The organism is Georgenia thermotolerans (genome assembly GCF_009193185.1).
Taxonomy (GTDB): domain Bacteria; phylum Actinomycetota; class Actinomycetes; order Actinomycetales; family Actinomycetaceae; genus Georgenia; species Georgenia thermotolerans.
In genome coordinates this window covers 1-1,832 of the sequence record NZ_VUKF01000100.1, presented here as the reverse complement: position 1 = coordinate 1,832, position 1,832 = coordinate 1, and the positions used below count along the sequence as shown (strand labels likewise).

At 77.7% G+C, this 1,832-nt stretch carries 2 protein-coding genes; both read left to right on the top strand.

Translation table 11 applies throughout. From position 1 onward, the window contains the following. Positions 1 to 1,310 (top strand): S1C family serine protease (locus GD970_RS21325; RefSeq protein WP_152204883.1); only part of this gene is annotated, 1,310 nt, incomplete at its 5' end. Positions 1,311 to 1,385: 75 nt separating this feature from the next. Further along, the coding region (locus GD970_RS21320; protein WP_152204882.1) for a twin-arginine translocase TatA/TatE family subunit at positions 1,386 to 1,832 on the top strand (447 nt) is incomplete at its 3' end.

Below are 1,832 nucleotides of genomic sequence, written 5' to 3'. Positions count from 1 at the left end.
CACCCGGGACCGCGCCCGCGGGTGCCCCGCCGGCCCCTGCCACCCCGGGGGCGCCGCACGCGGTGACCGCGACCGGGCAGCACGCCGGCGACGTCCAGCCCGCCGGGCCCGCCGAGCACACCGGGAGCGGCGACCACGCCGGCCCGGCCGGCCACCCGCCCGCGCACCCGGCCGGAGCGGGCGGCTTCGTCCCCGGCCCGTACGCCGCCCCGGCGGGCCGGCCCGGGGTGGCCCGCGGCGTCGTCGTCCTCCTCGTGCTCGTCGCCCTGCTCACCGGGCTGCTGCTCGGCGGCCTGGGCGCGCGGGCGGTCTTCGGCGTCGGCGAGGCCCGCGCCGGCACCCTGCCCACGTCCTCCGGCGGCAAGGTCGACCGCGCGCCGGACTCCGTGGCCGGCATCGCCAAGACCGTGCTGCCCTCGACCGTCTACATCGAGACGTCCGCGGGCGGGCAGCGCGCGTCGGGCACGGGGATGATCCTGCGCGAGGACGGCTACGTCGTCACGAACAACCACGTCGTGCAGGCCGCGGCGGACGGTGGCGGGCGCGTCCTCGTCGTCTTCGCGGACGGCAGCCAGGCGCAGGCCGACGTCGTCGGGCGCACCGCCGAGTACGACGTGGCGGTCCTCAAGGTCGACCGCACCGGGCTCGCCCCGCTCGTCCTCGCCGACTCCGACACCGTCGCCGTGGGCGACCCGGTCGTCGCCGTCGGCGCCCCGCTGGGGCTGCAGGGCACCGTCACCACCGGCATCATCAGTGCCCTGAACCGGCCGGTGCGCGCCGGCGGGCCGGGCGCCTCCACCTTCATCAACGCCATCCAGACCGACGCCGCGATCAACCCCGGCAACTCCGGCGGGCCGCTGGTGGACGGCGCCGGCCAGGTGATCGGCATCAACACCGCCATCGCCCAGGCGTCGGGCTCCTCCCAGGCCACCGGGAGCATCGGGCTGGGCTTCGCGATCCCCTCCAACCAGGTGCGCCGCACCGCCGAGCAGCTCATCGCCGACGGGCGGGCCACCTACCCCGTCATCGGCGTCGCCCTCGACACCCGCTACACCGGCGAGGGCGTCCAGGTGCTCACCGGCACCCAGGGCGGCCAGCCGGCCGTGACCCCGGGCGGCCCGGGCGACGTGGCCGGGATCGAGCCGGGCGACGTCATCCTGAGCATCGACGGGCGGCCGGTCACCGACCCCGACGAGCTCATCGTCGCGATCCGCTCCCGCGCCCCGGGGGACACCGTCGAGCTCAAGGTGCGCCGCGGCAACCAGGAACGGACGGTCTCCGTGGTCCTGGGCGAGGAGGAGTCCGACTGAGCGCCCGCGCCGGGCGGCGGCGCTCCGGCGCTGCGCGCGGTCCTTCGGTGCGCGCGGGCGAACTATCCTGAGGGCGTGCCAGGTATCTCCGGTGGCGAGTTCGTCGTCCTGCTCGTGCTCGCCTTCCTGCTCATCGGCCCCGAGCGCCTGCCCGCCCTCGCCCAGCAGCTCGGGCGGCTCACCCGGGAGCTGAAGAAGCTGGCCACCGGCGCCAAGGAGAAGGTCCGGGAGGAGCTCGGGCCGGAGTTCGACGACCTCGCGAAGTTCGACCCCCGCCAGTACGACCCGCGCCGCATCGTCCGCGAGGCGCTCCTCGACGACGAGCCGGTGAAGCCGGTCAGCCGCCCGCCGGCGGCGCGCCGTCGTCCCTCGGGGACCCCCAGCCGTCCGTCCGCCGCCGCGGCCGTCGCGGGCGCGGCCGCGGGGGCCGCCGTCGTCCCGCCGCCCGCCCCCAGCGCGGCGGTCGAGGGTGCGGTGGCGCCGGTGAACCCGGCCGACGTCGTGGCGCAGGCCCACGCCCCG